The sequence below is a fragment of the Microbacterium sp. PI-1 genome (assembly GCF_004337555.1).
Classification (GTDB): Bacteria; Actinomycetota; Actinomycetes; order Actinomycetales; family Microbacteriaceae; genus Microbacterium; species Microbacterium aurugineum.
The window spans coordinates 57,002-72,680 of record NZ_SJYZ01000011.1 but is presented as its reverse complement, the minus strand read 5'-3'; the positions used below and the strand labels follow the sequence as shown (position 1 = coordinate 72,680).

The following is a 15,679-nucleotide window of genomic DNA, read 5'->3' as shown; positions in this document are numbered from 1 at the left end:
GTCATATCGCGACGGGAGCACGGGAGCGTGCGACCGGAGCAGAAAAAAGTGGCGGCGGATGTCGATCTGAGGCATTCTCGTTCGACGCCAGAGGTGAGAGGGTCGAGAGACGGCCCTGCGAACAAGGAGAACATCATGAAGTTCATGCTCATCATGCGTGCGAACGACGACGCCGTCGAGGCGTACAAGGAGATGCCGTTCGAGCAGGTCATCGAGGCCATGGGCAAGTACAACGAGTCGATGATGAAGGCCGGTGTGCTCGTCGCGGGGGAGGGCTTGACCGACGCTGCCGAGGGCTTCGTGGTCGACTTCAGCGCAGAGAAGCCCCTGATCACCGACGGCCCGTACGGCGAGACGAAGGAGCTCTTCAACGGCTTCTGGATCATCGAGGTGTCGTCCCGCGAAGAAGCCGCCGAATGGGCGAGCCGTGCACCCCTGGGCGCGGGTTCGTTCCTCGAGGTGCGTCGGGTCACGGGCGACGAGGACTTCCCGGCCGACAACGAGTGGATCGCGAAGGAAGCCGGCTGGCGCGAAGAGCAGGCGCAACGCGCGCAGCAGTGACGACGACACACGGTGATGGACGCATCCGAACACGGTGAGACGACGCGTTCCGCCCCCGAAGACGGGTCGGCGGAACGCGCCGTCGCCGCTGTCTGGCGCATCGAGTCCGCGCGCATCGTCGGTACCCTCACCCGGACGGTTGGCGACTTCAGCCTGGCGGAGGACCTCGCCCAGGAGGCATTGGTCGACGCGCTGAGACAGTGGCCGGAGGAGGGGGTTCCCCGCAACCCCGGGGCATGGCTCACGGCGGTCGCGAAGCGCAAGGCCATCGACGGGTGGCGCCGCGCGGAGCGTCTGGATGCCAGGGTCGCGGCGCTCGCCCACGACCTGGAGCAGGAGCAGGCCGCCGCGCCGGAGCTGCTGTGGGACCCGGACGCCGTCGACGACGATGTCCTGCGGCTGATCTTCATCGCGTGCCACCCCGTTCTCTCGAAGGAGGCGCAGGTCGCCCTCACACTGCGGGTCGTGGGTGGCCTGTCGAGCGAGGAGATCGCGCGGGCCTTCCTCGTGCCGACGGCGACCGTTCAGCAGCGCATCGTGCGGGCGAAGAAGACGCTGAGCGCCGTCAATGCTCCCTTCGAGATCCCGCCGCGCGAAGAGCGGGCGGAGCGGATCGGGGCAGTCCTCGGTGTGCTGTATCTGATCTTCAACGAGGCGCACGCCGCGAGCAGTGGTCCGGACTGGATGCGACCGGAACTGAGCGATGAGGCGATCCGGCTGAGCAGGGTGCTCGCGGCACTGATGCCGCGTGAGCCCGAGGTGCACGGTCTGCTCGCACTGATGGAGCTCACCGCCGCCCGGTTCGGAGCGCGTGTGGACCGGAACGGCGATCCGGTGCTGTTGGCTGACCAGGACCGGGGCCGGTGGGATCGCGGACGCATCACCCGCGGTCGTGCCTCGCTCGCGACGGCTGACCGCCTCGGGCGCGGACGCGGCGCGTACTGCCTCCAGGCGGCGATCGCGGAGTGCCATGCGGTGGCTTCGCGCGTCGATGACACGGACTGGGACAGGATCGTGCTGCTCTACGAGGCACTCGGCCGGATCGCCCCATCTCCGGTCGTCGAGCTCAACCGAGCGGCGGCGGTCGCGATGGCCACGGGCCCGGCGTCCGCATTGCGGATCATTGATCAGCTCTCGGCGTCGGGAGTGCTGCGCGGCTATCACCTCCTTCCGGCCACCCGGGGGGAGCTGCTGCGACGGCTCGGACGCGAGGAGGAAGCGCGGAGCGAGTTCGCGGTGGCGGCAAGCCTCGCCGGCAATGATCGTGAGAGGTCACTGCTGGAGCGGAAGGCGAGCGGAGCCGCGAGCTAGAGTCCCGTCGAAACGCGAAGTGGCCCGCCTCCCTGGGGAGACGGGCCACTTCGATGAACGGCGATCAGTTGTTGCCGCGGACGATCGCGATGATGCGCAGGATCTCGACGTAGAGCCAGACCACGGTGACCATGATGCCGAAGGCTCCGAGCCAGCCGTACTTGCGCGGTGCGCCGTTGCGGACGCCCTGCTGGATCTGGTCGAAGTCGAGCACGAGCGAGTACGCCGCCATGATCACGACGAGGACACCGATGATGAGGCCGAGCGGGATGCCCATGATGCTGGCGCTCAGCATGCCGAACGCCTGGTCCTGCGGCAGCACGCCGGTCCACATCAGGACGACGTTCAGCAGCGAGAAGACCAGGTAGCCGATCATGGCGATCATGAAAATCTTGGTCGCCTTCTTCGACGCGCGGATCTTGCCGCTCGCGAAGAGAGCCAGGGTCACGCCGACGACCGAGACGGTCGCGAGCGTCGCCTGGAAGACGATGCCGGGGTAGATGACCTCGAAGAACGCCGAGATGCCACCGATGAAGAGGCCCTCGAACGCCGCGTACGCGAAGATCAGTGCGGGGCGCACCTTCTTGCGCGAGGTGAAGGTGATGACCATGGCGAGCACGAAGCCGCCGAGCGCACCGACGATCCACGGCAGCATGTTCGGCTGGAAGGTGCTCTCACGGCTGAACGCGGGAACGTCGACACCGCCGAGCGTCATGACCCAGCCGATGGCCGCGGTGACGAGCAGGATGCCGAACAGGCCGGCCGTCTTCCAGACCGTGTCCTCGACCGACATGCGATCGGTCTCGATGGCACCGGCCGGCGGGGCGGCGTACATGCCCTCGAGCTGTGCGTTGGCCGCCGCGTCCATCGCCCCGTGCTGGAGCGAGGCGCTCTGCGCGCCCTGAGCAGCCTGAGGTCCGCCCGGGTAGGTCGCGACGTTGCGCGGGTCCTGCTGCTGGAAAGCAGGGTTGTTGAAAGCGAAGTTGCTCATTGGTGGGCCTCACTCCAAAGGGGGGTAGTAGGTCTCTTGCCTCTACGATACTCGGGAGGTACCCCTCCTGGGGTGTTCTACGCTGAGAGCGTGCCCAGGAAATCGCCCCTCGTCATCGGGCATCGCGGTGCGCCCGGCTACCGTCCGGAGCACAGCCGCTCCTCCTACGAACTCGCGCTCGCGATGGGGGTGGATGCCGTCGAACCCGATGTCGTCGCCACGAAGGACGGCGTGCTGGTCGTGCGACACGAGAACGAGATCTCCGGGACGACCGACGTCAGCGCGCGTCCGGAGTTCGCCGACCGCAAGACGACCAAGCGCGTCGACGGGCAGGCACTGACCGGGTGGTTCACCGAGGACTTCACCTGGGCCGAGCTGTCGACGCTGCGCGGACGTGAGCGGCTGCCCGAGGTGCGGGCATCGAGCGCGAGCTTCGACGGCACCCAGTCCATCCTCCGTCTCCGCGACGTGCTCGACCTCGTGCGGGACGGCTCTGCCGAGCACGGCCGCGAGATCGGCGTCGTGCTCGAGGTCAAGCACGCCACCTACTTCGCGAGCATCGGCCTCGCGCTCGCGCCCCTCATCGAGCAGGAGCTGCGTGCGGCGGGATGGGCCGACGGCGAGCTGCCTCTCGTGATCGAGTCCTTCGAGTCGACGGTTCTCGGGGAGCTTCGGGAGCGGGGCATCGCCGCGACCTCCATCTACCTGATCGAGGCGACGGGCCGGCCGTATGACCGCAAGGCAGTCGAGGGCGCGCAGGCGATGACCTACAAGGCGACCGTCACCCCTCGCGGGCTCGATGGCCTCGTCGGCCTCGTCGACGGCATCAGCGTGAACAAGAAGATGCTCCTCGATCACGGGAACACCATCGTCGCGGACGCCCATGCACGCGGCCTTCTCGTGTACACGTGGACCTGCCGTCCCGAGAACGCCTTCCTGGCCGCCGAGTTCCGCGGTGCGGGCGGCCGGGGCGCGTACGGCGACTACGAGTCGGAGTGGGGTGTCCTCGCACAGCAGGGCATCGATGGGGTGTTCGTCGACCACCCCGACCTCGGCGTCGCCTTCTTCCGCGGCTGAGCCGGTGCCGATCGCCGGTCGGCGACTCAGAGCGTGCGATCGAAGGAGCCGCGACGCGTGGAGACGATCTCCTTGCCGAGCGGCATGAGCGAGATCGGGACCATCTTGAAGTCGGCGATGCCCATCGGGATGCCGATGATCGTGACGCACAGCAGGATGCCGGAGACGATGTGGCCGATGGCGAGCCACCAGCCGGCCAGGATGACCCAGAGGACGTTGCCGAGGAACGACCCGACCCCCGCGGTCGGCTTGCTCACGACCTCGCGTCCGAACGGCCAGATCGCGTAGGCGGCGATGCGGAACGAGGCGATCGCCCACGGGATCGTGATGATCGGGATGCACAGCAGGATGCCGGCCAGGACGTACCCGAGGAACAGTGCCCAGCCGGCCAGGATGACCCAGATGATGTTGAGGATCGTGCGCATGAGCTGATTGTGTCACCCGCGCGACGTGATGTCTGAGCATCCGCCCCGAGGTCCCGGGGGCCCCGTGTTCCGGATGCCAGACTGACCGCATGACCGGAATCGTGGTGCAAGACGTCAGCAGAGCGTTCGGGACGGTGCAGGCGGTGCGAGCGGCCTCGCTCCGCGCGGACCCCGGCAGAGTGACCGGACTCGTGGGGCCGAACGGGGCGGGGAAGACGACGCTGTTGCTGATGCTCGCCTCGCTCCTCGCCCCCGACACCGGGACGATCAGCATCGGGGGCGTCGATCCCGCGATCGATCCTCTCGCTGCGCGACGGATGCTCGGCTGGATGCCCGATGCACTGGGAGCCTGGCCGTCGCTCACCGCCCGCGAAACCCTCGTCACCACCGCTCGTCTCTACGGCATCGAGAAGGCGGACGCTCAGGCCCGTGCCGAGCACCTGCTCACGCTCGTCGGGCTCGCGCCGCTCGCGGACTCGCCCGCAAAGGTGCTCTCGCGCGGGCAGAAGCAGAAGCTGGGTCTCGCGCGCGCTCTCGTGCATGACCCGCAGGTGCTGCTCCTCGACGAGCCGGCGTCGGGCCTCGACCCGGAAGCGCGCGTGCAGCTGCGCGGTCTGCTGCGTCGTTTCGCTGCGGAGGGGCGCACCGTGCTGATCTCGAGCCACATCCTCTCGGAGCTGGAGGAGGTCGTCGACGATGCGGTGTTCCTCGTCGCCGGCTCCGTGGTGGATGCGGCTCCCTCCCAGAGCACGGTGCGACCGTGGCGGGTCCGTCTCGCCGGCGCGACGCCCGAGCGGATGAATGCCGACACCTGGCAGGTGGCCTCGAACCTCGGGCTCGCTCCGGAGTCGCTCGCCAACGACCGCGGCGCGGTGCTGGTCGGGTTCGCGGGGGAGGACGCCGCGGCCCAGTCGCTGCGCCGCCTCGTCGACGCGGGCCTTCCGGTCTCGGAATTCGCTCCTGCGCAAAGCGACCTGGAGCACACGTTCCTGAACCTGCCGCAGGCGCCGACGCCACAAGCCGCACCTCGGCCCCCTGCACCCCCTGCGCCCCCGGCGCCGACCGGAACGGAGGCGGGAGCATGAGCCTCGCCAACATCGGGATCATCGCCCGACTCGAACTGACCCAGCGCCTGCGGAGTGTCGGGTGGTACGTGCTGCTGGGCGTGTTCGCGCTCATCCTGCTCGGTGTCACCGGGCTCGCATTCGCCGTGTACTCCTGGGGCGATTTCATCGGGGCCGGCGTCTACTCGATCGTCGTCAACATCGTCCTTCTGCTCGTGGTGCTGGTGTCGCCGACGCTCAGCGGCAACGCGATCAACGGCGACCGCGATGCCGCCACCCTCGGCGCGATCCAGGTGACCGCGGCCTCCACCGGCGACATCATGCTCGGCAAGCTCCTCGCTGCCGTCGCGACCGGCGGGGCGTTCCTCCTCGTCGCCGTTCCCTTCCTCGCCCTGTCTCTGCTCGGCGGGGGAGCGAACCCCCTCGTGCTGCTCGTCTCGCTGCTCGTGCTCGCGGCGGAGATCATCGTGGTCGCCGCGATCGGCGTCGGATTGAGCGGACTCATCGCGCGCCCGCTGTTCTCGGTTGCAGCCACGTACCTCGTGGTCGCCGCGTTCGTGTTCGGCACGCTCATCGCGTTCGGGCTGGGCGGGATGGCGGTACGCAGCGAGGGGACCAGCTACTCGCGACCGTACGACGCGAACGGCAACGTCGACTGCGATGAGTGGCAGGTCAGCACGATGTACGAGGTGCCCCGGTTCGACCTGGTGTGGTGGGCGCTCGCGGCCAATCCCTTCGTGGTGCTCGCGGATGCGACGCCGACCGAGTTCACGCCCGACGGCTACCCGGTCGACCTGTTCGGCCAGATCAAGACGGGCGTGCGCGGGGCGCAGCAGTCGCCGCTCGAGCAGCGCTGGGACGACTGCGACCGGGACGGCAGCGGCTATCCCACGCCGCAGGAGGTGATCGAATCGTCGGTGCCCAGCTGGTTCGTGGGCCTCGGTGTGCAGGTCGTGATCGCGGGGTCGCTGTTCGCGGGGGCCTGGGCGCGCACACGGACGCCTGCCCGGCGCCTCCCGCCGGGCACCCGTATCGCCTGACACCGGCACCGGGTGACGCGGGGGTGGCGGTCGCGGCAGACCGCCATCCCCCGTTCACCTCCCGTGCACCCGGGGGATTCTCCGCGGCCACGCGGGATCGGTGGTCTGGTCGGGTACCCGACTGAGACCCCAGGAGTTTCCATGCCCCGCCTGCACCGCGCAGCGGCGGTCACGACGGTGTGCGCCTTGAGCGCCGCCGCCCTGCTCGCCACCCCCATCGCCGCGATCGGTTCGACCGCTCCGAGTCTCGTCCTGAACGAGATCGTCTATGACGACGCCGCGACCGGCCTCGCCGACCAGGTCGAGATCTACAACGCCGGAACCGAGACCGTCGACCTCGCGGGGTGGACCATCGCGGATGAGAAGCGCGACAGCTTCGGAGCGGCGCCGGAAGGCACCTCGCTCGCACCGGGCGAGTTCCTGGTGCTGGAGAAGGATGTCGACTTCGACTTCGGGCTCGGCAAGGGGGACGAGGTCGTGCTCTTCGACCCGAGCAGCACCGAGGTCGACGCGTACGCGTATGAGAACACCGCGCCGCTGTCGGTGTGGGCGCGCTGTCCTGACGGCACGGGGCAATGGGCACCGGCGACGACGGTGACTCCCGGGGCTCCCAACGACTGCGCCGTCGCTCCCGTCGCGGGCTCCATCCTCATCAACGAGGTCGACTCGCAACCCGCCGACTGGGTGGAGTTCCACAACCCCGGCACCGAGGCGCTCGACATCTCGGGCTACGAGATCCGCGACAACTCCGACGATCACCGCTGGCAGTTCCCGCCGGGCACGCAGATCGCGGCGGGGCAGTTCCTCGTCGTGGAAGAGGGGACGATCGGACTCTCCGGAGGCGTCGAGGCCGCATTCCGCGAGCCGATCGGTATCGGCAGCGCCGACCGTATCCGTCTCTACGACGCCTCGGGGGCGATGATCGACGACACGCTCCCGTGGCAGGGGCACGCGGCGATCGATGGCGACTTCGCTGCGGCCACCCTGGCACGCTGTCCCGACGGCGTCGGTTCCTTCGTGCTCGCGCATCCGACCCCCGGTGCCACGAACTCGTGCGTCCTGCCCGACGTCGTGATCAACGAGATCGAGTCGAACGGTGACAGCACCGACTGGGTCGAGGTCGTGAACACGGGCACGACGGCGGTGGACCTCTCGGGCTGGACCGTCATGGACAACGATCCGACCGGTCACGCGGACGACACCACACCGCTCCCCGCTGGTACGATGCTGCCGCCCGGGGGCTACTTCGTCTTCGACCAGCCGGCGAACTTCGTGTTCGGACTCGGCAACGGCGACACCGTGACCATCCGTGATGCGAACGGCAACACGGTCGACGAGCACGTCTACGCCGCGCATGCCGCCGGCGTCCTCGCGCGCTGTGCCGACGGTACCGGCGACTTCGTCGACATCGCGGTCTCGACCAAGGGTCTCCGCAACGCCTGCGGCAACCCGGTGCGCATCAACGAGGTCGAATCCGACGGCGGCTCGCCGGACGATTGGGTGGAGCTCGTGAACCCGACGAGCACCGAGCTCGATGTGTCGGGCGTCGTGGTGAAGGACGACGACGACACCCATGCGTACGCGATCCCAGCCGGAACCCGCCTCGGTGCGGGGGAGTACCTCGTGATCGAGCGGGCACAGCTCGGGTTCGGTCTCGGGTCCGGCGACACGGTGCGCGTGTTCGACGGCGACCTGCTCATCGACGAGACCACCTGGGGGTCCGGCCACGCCGCCACCACCTGGGGCCGTTGCCCCGACACGAGCGGCGCGTTCGCCGTGACCGCGGAGTCCACCAAGGGCGCCGCGAACGTGTGCGCCGGCGAGGTCGCCGTGTCACCGTGGCCCGGTTCCGCCGAGGTGCGCGTGGTCGACAGCATCCCGACGTTCCTCGAGGACAGTTCCGGACTCGACGTGCAGGAGACCGCCGAGGGCGCGTTCCTGTGGGCGGTCGACAACGGCGAGGGTCGCATCTGGAAGCTCGACGCGCGCGCCGACGGCTCGGTCGAGAAGGCCGAGGGCTGGGATGCAGGCAAGCGCGTGCGCTTCCAGAAGGACGCCGCCGATCCGGGGGCTGCGGGCCCCGACAGCGAGGGCATCACGGTCGACGGAGACGGCTTCGTGTACGTGGCCTCCGAGCGGGACAACAGCGCCAAGGGCGTCAACCAGAACGTGGTCCTCAAGGTCGATCCCGAGGCGTCGAGCGGTGACCTCATCGCTCTACAGGAGTGGGATCTGACCGCCCTGCTCCCTGCCGTGGGGGCGAACCTCGGCATCGAGGCCGTGCAGTGGGTGCCCGATGCCGCGCTCGCCGGGAAGCTCTTCGACGACACGTCGGGCGCGGTGTATGACCCGAAGGATCATGCAGGTCACGGCGACGGGCTGTTCTTCGTCGCGGTCGAGGACAACGGCCACGTCTACGCGTTCGCACTCGGATCCGACGGGTCGGCGACGCTGGTGTCGGAGATCGCTCCCGGCCTCCCCGGGGTGATGGCGCTCGACTACGACACCGTGCGCGACACCCTGTGGGCCGTGTGCGACGACGGCTGCCAGGGGCGCTCGGCGGAGATCACGCTGAACGGCACCGCACAGCCCGGCATCGCGCACTACGCCCGTGCCGACGGCCTGCCCAACATCAACAACGAGGGTTTCGCGACCGCGCCGGCCTCGCTGTCGGTCGACGGGCAGCGCCCGGTGTGGTGGTTCGCCGACGGCTTCGCCTCCGAGTCGCTGCGCACCGGGACGCTGCCGGGAACAGGCGGCGGTACTCCCGGCGGCGAGACCCCGCCCCTCCCCGGCACAGGACTCGTGGACGACAACCGCAACGGGCTGACGGTGAACCCGTCGGTCGCGGCCCGGGGGCAGGAGGTCACGATCACGGTCGGTTCCGCAGGCGCAGGCACGGACGTGTCGGTGTGGCTGTACTCCGAGCCGATGCGGATCGCGTCGGGGACGCTCACGACCGCGGGGACCATCACGGCGACCATACCGGCCGATGCGCCTCTCGGCGCCCACCGGATCGCCGTGTTCGATGCGAGCGGCGGGCTCCTCGGCTGGGCGGACCTCCGTATCGCGGGAGCGGCAGGATCGGGATCTGAGACGGGTGCGGGTGCGCTGGCGACGACCGGCTCCGAGCTCCCGGTCGCCGCCGTCGCGCTGGCGCTGCTGCTCCTCACCGCCGGCGCGGCAGCAGTCCGCCGTCGCAGGCGCGACGCCTGAGCGCGCAGGGGTGCACAGGTCGACCGTGCACCCCTGCGTCGCCGCCGATGCCCCCGCATCCCGTGCCGCGGTGTCTGTGCCGACGCCTAGACTCATAGGGCCATGACCGAAGCTCCTCTCATCGTCCCCGGATCCGCCGGCCCCCGCACCTCCGGGGCGGAGGGACAGGACGAACTCCTCGCCGGACTGAACCCGCAACAGCTCGAGGCCGTCACCTATCGCGGCCCCGCTCTGCTCATCGTCGCGGGCGCGGGGTCGGGCAAGACCAGCGTGCTCACGCGACGCATCGCCTCGCTGCTGCGCTCACGCGAGGCCTGGCCGAGTCAGATCCTCGCGATCACCTTCACCAACAAAGCCGCCGGCGAGATGCGCGAGCGCGTCGAAGGACTGATCGGGGACGCCGCCCGGGGCATGTGGATCTCGACGTTCCACTCGGCCTGCGTCCGCATCCTCCGCCGCGAGGCTCAGCAGTTCGGGTACACGAAGTCCTTCACGATCTACGACTCCGGCGACTCGCGCGCTCTGCTCAAGCGGCTGGTCAAGGAGCACGAGGCGGATGCGTACGGACTGACCCCGGCCTCGGTGCAGTCGCGCATCTCGAAGCTCAAGAACGAGCTCTCCGACGCCGAGTCCTACGCGCGTCAGGCCAACATGAGCGATCCCGCCGAGCGCGTGTTCGTCGAGGTGTTCGCCGACTACCAGCGTCAGCTGCAGAAGGCCAACGCGTTCGATTTCGACGACCTCATCGGTCAGACGGTGTACCTGTTCCGCGCTTTCCCGCAGGTCGCCGACACCTACCGTCGTCGCTTCCGGCACATCCTGGTCGACGAGTATCAGGACACCAACCACGCGCAGTACGCGCTGATCCATGAACTGACGCGACCCGTGTCGGGCGCCGGAGCAGCTCCCGACCCGTATGCCTCGAACGGCATGATGATCTTCGAGCCCGATCCCGCCCCCGCTGCCGATGCCGGCGAGCCCGGTGCCTCGCTCACGGTGGTCGGCGACTCCGACCAGTCGATCTACGCCTTCCGCGGCGCCGACATCCGCAACATCAGCGAGTTCGAACGTGACTTCCCCGGCGCCCGCGTGGTGCTGCTCGAACAGAACTACCGTTCGACGCAGAACATCCTCTCCGCCGCGAACGCCGTGATCGTCAACAACTTCGACCGCAAAGACAAGAAGCTGTGGAGTGACAAGGGCGACGGCGACCCGATCATCGGCTTCACCGGCTACTCGCAGCACGACGAGGCCCAGTTCGTCGCCGACGAGGTCGAGGCACTGCACCGTGCCGGCATGCCGTACTCCGAGATGGCGGTGTTCTATCGCACCAACTCGCAGTCCCGTGCGCTGGAGGAGATCTTCATCCGCTCGGCGGTGCCCTACAAGATCATGGGCGGCACGAAGTTCTACGACCGCGCCGAGATCAAGGATGCGCTCGCCTATCTCGTCGCGGTGGCGAATCCGGCCGACGAGATGTCGGTGCGCCGCATCCTGAACAAGCCACGCCGTGGCATCGGCGACGTGACGGAGACGGCCATCGCGCGTTTCGCCGAGGAACACGGCATCAGCTTCCGTGACGCGCTGTCGATGCCGGCCCAGCTCGGCGTCGGCCCGAAGATCCAGGCGGCGATCGGTCAGCTCGACGCCGTGCTGACCGAAGCCACCGCGATCCTGATCCCGGCCAGCGGCGAGCTTCCGCCCTCCACGGCGGTGGCCGACGGGCTCAGTCTGCTGCTCGGCAAGAGCGGCTACCTCGACGCCCTGCGTGCGAGTCGTGATCCGCAGGACGAGGCGCGCGTCGAGAACCTCGACGAGTTCGTGGCCGTGGCCCGCGACTTCGCGCGCAACAACCCCGAAGGCACGATCGTCGACTTCTTGACCGAAGTCGCCCTGGTCTCGGACGCCGACGACCTCGACGACGAGTCCGGCTCGGTCTCACTCATGACGATGCACACGGCGAAGGGACTCGAGTACGACGCCGTGTTCGTCACGGGCGTTGAAGAAGACCTGATCCCGCACCGGATCTCGGCCGGAGAGCCTGGAGGGCCGCAGGAGGAGCGCCGGCTCTTCTACGTCGGCATCACGCGGGCGCGCAAGCGGCTGCACCTGTCCCTCGCGATGACCAGAGCCCAGTTCGGCGAAGTGACCGTGGCGATGCCCAGCCGTTTCCTGCAAGAGATCCCGTCGGGACTCATCGACTGGCGTCAGTCGCCGGGCGACGTGAACTCGCGCGGCGGGATGCAGTCTCGCGCCCTCAATGCGCGGCGCCAGGGCGGTTTCGGCGGCTCGAGCTCCGGATCGGGCGATCGCTTCGCGGTCAAGGCGCTTCCCGGTCGCGATTCCCTCAAGCCCTTGTCGACGGCGATGGACAAGTTCCCCAACCGCGTCACGGCCAAGATGCGCGACAACGGCGATCTCGAGCTCGCCGCGGGCGACCGCATTCGCCATGTCGACTTCGGCGAAGGGCGGGTCGATGCCGTGACCGGCGAGGGAGCCAAACGCATCGCCCACGTGCGCTTCGACTCGGCAGGGCAGAAGAAGCTCCTCATCAAGGTCGCGCCGATCGAGAAGATCTGACGTCACCGCGGGTGTTCACGCTTCGGCGGATCACGGGCCGGAATGGCGGTTAGGCTGGCTCATATGGCCCTCTTCTCCCGCCGCAAGAAGTCCGGTGACGATGCCGTCGCCCCCACCACCGACGTCGTAGAGACGGACGCGGGGGCGCCCGGATCCGACTCCGTCGCCGCCGACGACGCCTCAGACGCCGGCAGCGTCGACGCTCCCTCGATCGGCATCTCCGTGCAGGCCTTCCGGGGCGTCGGCGCCGAGGCCGGTCCGGAGGTGGCGCTGCCCAGCGCTGAGACAGCGCCCGCGGCGGCGGCCCCTGCCGCCCCTCGCGCCCCACAGGCACCGACGGCGCAGGAGGAAGAGCCCCCGCAGCGGCGTCTGCCTCTCGCCTCGCCGCTGCCGCCGGAGCAGACCGAGACCGTCGCCGGGATGAAGGACAACGTCCTGCTCCGTGAGGCGCTCACCGAGATCGAAGCGGGGGCGACCAACGACCAGCTGCTGGGCGTGATGCGTCAGGCGCTTCAAGGGCACCTCTATATCCGCGTCAACGGAGACGCCCGCGCGCAGATCAGCGAGGGCAAGCCGCTCTCCGTGGCGGTCGTCCGCGACAACGACGACCGCCAGTTCATGCTCGCTTTCAGCTCGGCGGCCGCCGTGCGTGATTCCGTGCAGCTCGAGCCGGATCCCGCGGCCACCTCCGCCGTCGCGCAGCCCGTGACGTCGGTGCTGCAGCAGGTCGTGGCAGGAGACTTCGCGGGGCTCATCGTCGACAACGCGTCTGCACCCCACCGCGTGGTCTTCCCGACCGAGCTGTTGCAGAAGACGCTCGACCAGGCCGACGTCGACATGACCGTGAAGTCGATCCTGGCCGCTCCCCGTGCGCAGGATTCGGCTGTCAAGGTCGGAGAGGCCCTGGCGACCACGCGCATGTGGGTGGCGGTCAACGACGGCTCCGGCAGCGGTCAGGTCGGCATCGCCGAGGCCCAGACCCCCGACGGGCGACGGTTTCTGCAGCTCTTCTCGCACCCGCTCGAGGTCATCGCGCTCGGCCGGGGTGATCGTCCGCTCCCGTTCGAGCCGATGCAGCTCGCCAAGGTCCTCACGAGCCACTCCGAGATGGGCGGAGTGATCGTCGATCCCGCCGGCCCGTCGATCATCGTCGAGCGGGACGCCCTCACGCCGGTCCTGGTGCTCGCGGTCGATCTCGGCGACTGACCGGGCTCCGTCGCTCCTGCCGGCGGGCGCGGGGTTCCGTCCGTCCGAGCATCGCTCTAGGGTCGGAGCATGGCCTCAGAACGTGTGACCCTGACCGTGGTCGACTCGGACGGAGAGCGTGAGGTCGCGCTCTCCAGCCCCAACAGGGTCGTGTGGCCGGACCTCGGCATCACGAAGGCCGAGCTCGCGGAGTACGTGCAGCGCGTCTCGGTGCCCTTCCTCGCGGCGAACGGCAATCGGCCGGTCTCGCTGGAGCGCTTCCGCGACGGTATCGGACCCTCGGGCGGGCCGAAGGCGGAAGGGTTCTTCTCGAAGAACCCGCCCAAAGGCACTCCCGACTTCGTCGATGCCGTGACGGTGACGTACAACAGCGGACGCCGGCATCCGCAGATCGTGCTGAACCGATCGAGCGCGATCGTCTGGGCGGTGCAGATGAACACGATCGTGTTCCACCCCTGGGCATCGCTCGCGACCGACGCCGACGACCCGGTCGAACTGCGCATCGATCTGGACCCGCAGCCGGGGACGGATTTCGCGGATGCGGTGACGGCGGCGCACACGCTGCGCGAGGTGCTGCGTGAGGCGGGCCTGGAGGCGTTCGCCAAGACCAGCGGCAACCGCGGGCTGCACGTGTTCGCGCCGATCGAGCCGACCCACGAGTTCCTCGATGTGCGCCATGCCGTGATCGCAGCGGGGCGGGAGCTCGAGCGTCGGATGCCGGATCAGGTCACGACGAACTGGTGGAAGGAGGAGCGCGGGGAGCGGATCTTCGTCGACTTCAACCAGGCGAACCGCGACCGCACGATGGCCGGTGCCTACAGTCCTCGCGCGTTGCCGGGAGCGACGGTGTCGACACCGGTGGCTTGGGACGAGCTCGACGGGCTGGATCCGCGGACCTTCACCGTGCGCACGATCCCGAAGCGCCTGGATGAGATCGGCGACCCGTGGGCGACCATGCAGGAGGCCCCGGGCCGGATCGACACCCTGCTGGCCTGGTGGGAGCGCGACAAGGAGAACGGGCTGGGGGAGCTGCCGTTTCCTCCGGAGTTCCCGAAGATGCCGGGCGAGCCACCGCGCGTGCAGCCCAGCAAGAAGGTCGCGGCCAACTGGGACGACGACGGCACTCCCGCCGAGAAGGACTGACCGCCTTCAGCGGAGGACGTCGGCGAGGTCGTAGCCTGCGACGGTGTCGAGCTGGTCGTACGTGCACGAGCGGGCGTCGCGGTCCGGTCGCCAGCGCTCGAACTGCACGGTATGGCGGAACCGAGCGCCCTCGAGCTGGTCGTAGCGCACCTCGAGCACCCGCTCCGGGCGCAGCCGGACGAACGAGACGTCCTTGCCTCCGCTGAATCGCGAACGCTCGCCTTCCGCGGTCACCGCTGCCCCGGAATCGTCCCTCTCCACCCAGGGGTCGAGTTCCTCGACGAGCTCTTGCCGACGGACATCGCTCCACGCCGCGACGCCGCCGACCTGGCGGAGCACACCGTCGGCTCCGTACAGTCCCACCAGCAGTGAGCCCACGCCCGAACCCGACTTGTGGACCCGGTAGCCGAGTGCGACCACATCGGCCGTGCGCGCGTGCTTGATCTTGAACAGCGTGCGCTTGCCCGGCGCGTAGGGCTGAGTGAGCGGCTTGGCGATCACCCCGTCGAGCCCGGCGCCCTCGAACTCGGCGAGCCAACGGACAGCCGCGTCGTGATCCCTCGTCGTCCGGGTGATGTGCAGCGGATGCTCCACGGAAGCTAGGAGTGCCTCCAGGCGCGTTCGCCGGGACTCGAACGGCTCGGCGAGGAGGTCGTCGTCGCCGACGGCGAGCAGATCGAAGGCGATGAACATCGCCGGGGTCGAGGCGGCGAGCGTGGCGACGCGTGAAGCGGCGGGGTGGATGCGCTGACTCAGCGCCTCCCAGTCCAGGCGCTGGGACCCCTGCGGGCCGGTGGCGACGACGATCTCGCCGTCGAGCAGGCACGGACCGGGGAGCAGCTCGGGAATCGCCTCGACCAGCTCGGGGAAGTAGCGCGTGAGAGGTTTCGCTCCGCGGGAGCCGATCTCGACGGTCTCCCCGTCCCAAGCGATCAGTCCGCGGAAGCCGTCCCACTTCGGCTCGTACAGGAGCCCGCCGGGAACCTTCTCTGCAGGAGGAACCGCGGGGACGGCTTTGGCGAGCATCGGCGCGGGGATCTCGTAGCGCATGCTCCCATCCTGGTC

Annotated in this window: 12 protein-coding genes; 9 read left to right on the top strand and 3 right to left on the bottom strand. The window is 69.1% G+C overall.

The window, feature by feature from the left end:
• Positions 1–135 precede the first annotated feature (135 nt).
• Together E0W80_RS11040 and E0W80_RS11035 are read left to right on the top strand one after the other, a co-directional pair.
• The gene (locus tag E0W80_RS11040; protein WP_131492518.1) at positions 136–561 is read left to right on the top strand and encodes a YciI family protein; all 426 of its coding nucleotides are present in this window, start codon (positions 136–138) and stop codon (positions 559–561) included.
• Positions 562–576: 15 nt separating this feature from the next.
• Positions 577–1,872 carry an RNA polymerase sigma factor gene (locus E0W80_RS11035; protein ID WP_131492516.1) on the top strand — a complete coding sequence of 432 codons (1,296 nt, stop codon included), beginning with the start codon at positions 577–579 and terminating at the stop codon, positions 1,870–1,872.
• A 64-nt stretch (positions 1,873–1,936) separates the two neighbouring features.
• On the opposite strand, the gene E0W80_RS11030 is transcribed toward E0W80_RS11035, so the two are convergent.
• Complete coding sequence (locus E0W80_RS11030) at positions 1,937–2,863, bottom strand: Bax inhibitor-1/YccA family protein (RefSeq protein ID WP_131492515.1); 927 nt, start codon at positions 2,861–2,863, stop codon at positions 1,937–1,939.
• A 90-nt stretch (positions 2,864–2,953) separates the two neighbouring features.
• On the opposite strand from E0W80_RS11030, the gene E0W80_RS11025 reads away from it, so the two are divergent.
• Complete coding sequence (locus E0W80_RS11025; RefSeq protein WP_131492514.1) at positions 2,954–3,940, top strand: glycerophosphodiester phosphodiesterase family protein; 987 nt, start codon at positions 2,954–2,956, stop codon at positions 3,938–3,940.
• A gap of 26 nt (positions 3,941–3,966) precedes the next feature.
• Here the strand turns inward: E0W80_RS11025 and E0W80_RS11020 are convergent, their stop codons facing one another.
• Positions 3,967–4,365 (bottom strand): YccF domain-containing protein, encoded by a 399-nt coding sequence (locus tag E0W80_RS11020; RefSeq protein ID WP_131492512.1) that lies wholly within the window; start codon positions 4,363–4,365, stop codon positions 3,967–3,969.
• 89 nt (positions 4,366–4,454) lie between these two features.
• On the opposite strand from E0W80_RS11020, the gene E0W80_RS11015 reads away from it, so the two are divergent.
• The 6 genes from E0W80_RS11015 (at position 4,455) to ligD (ending at position 14,614) form a co-directional block, all read left to right on the top strand.
• Positions 4,455–5,450 carry an ABC transporter ATP-binding protein gene (locus tag E0W80_RS11015; RefSeq protein ID WP_131492511.1) on the top strand — a complete coding sequence of 332 codons (996 nt, stop codon included), beginning with the start codon at positions 4,455–4,457 and terminating at the stop codon, positions 5,448–5,450.
• Positions 5,447–6,469, top strand: a complete 1,023-nt coding sequence (locus tag E0W80_RS11010; RefSeq protein ID WP_047523644.1) for an ABC transporter — start codon at positions 5,447–5,449, stop codon at positions 6,467–6,469. Before E0W80_RS11015 ends, E0W80_RS11010 begins: the two co-directional genes overlap by 4 nt.
• A gap of 141 nt (positions 6,470–6,610) precedes the next feature.
• Positions 6,611–9,685: a lamin tail domain-containing protein gene (locus tag E0W80_RS11005; RefSeq protein ID WP_131492509.1), complete on the top strand. Its 3,075-nt coding sequence runs from the start codon at positions 6,611–6,613 to the stop codon at positions 9,683–9,685.
• Between the two features lie 102 nt (positions 9,686–9,787).
• Positions 9,788–12,265, top strand: a complete 2,478-nt coding sequence (locus tag E0W80_RS11000) for a UvrD-helicase domain-containing protein (protein WP_131492507.1) — start codon at positions 9,788–9,790, stop codon at positions 12,263–12,265.
• Between the two features lie 63 nt (positions 12,266–12,328).
• Positions 12,329–13,471 (top strand): SseB family protein, encoded by a 1,143-nt coding sequence (locus tag E0W80_RS10995; protein WP_165875442.1) that lies wholly within the window; start codon positions 12,329–12,331, stop codon positions 13,469–13,471.
• Between the two features lie 69 nt (positions 13,472–13,540).
• The gene (gene ligD, locus E0W80_RS10990; protein ID WP_131492503.1) at positions 13,541–14,614 is read left to right on the top strand and encodes a non-homologous end-joining DNA ligase; all 1,074 of its coding nucleotides are present in this window, start codon (positions 13,541–13,543) and stop codon (positions 14,612–14,614) included.
• A gap of 6 nt (positions 14,615–14,620) precedes the next feature.
• Here the strand turns inward: ligD and E0W80_RS10985 are convergent, their stop codons facing one another.
• A complete protein-coding gene (locus E0W80_RS10985) occupies positions 14,621–15,664 on the bottom strand; it encodes an ATP-dependent DNA ligase (RefSeq protein ID WP_131492501.1) in 1,044 nt (347 codons plus the stop codon).
• Positions 15,665–15,679 lie beyond the last annotated feature (15 nt).